This is a genomic window from Corynebacterium lemuris (assembly GCF_024919295.1).
Lineage (GTDB): Bacteria > Actinomycetota > Actinomycetes > Mycobacteriales > Mycobacteriaceae > Corynebacterium > Corynebacterium lemuris.
Genome location: NZ_JANWTC010000058.1, coordinates 1 through 226, shown reverse-complemented (window position 1 = coordinate 226; position 226 = coordinate 1). Strand labels below are relative to the sequence as shown.

The following is a 226-nucleotide window of genomic DNA, read 5'->3' as shown; positions in this document are numbered from 1 at the left end:
CTCCGCGGGCTCGGGCCTGCACCACAAGATCTGCCACGTCCTCGGTGGGACCTTCAATCTCCCGCATGCCGAGACCCACTCAGTGGTGCTGCGCTACGTCGCGGCGCTTAACCTGCCGGCGGTGCCGGACACCGCGACAGATCTCGCCGCTGCTCTGGGTGGGCAGGACGCCCTGGCCGAGCTCAACCGCCTCTACCAGCAGGTCGGGGCCCCGGCCTCGCTGGCA

At 70.4% G+C, this 226-nt stretch carries 1 pseudogene; it reads left to right on the top strand.

The annotated features are described in order from the left end of the window. Positions 1-226, top strand: a pseudogene (locus NYP18_RS15360) (maleylacetate reductase); the annotation flags it as partial.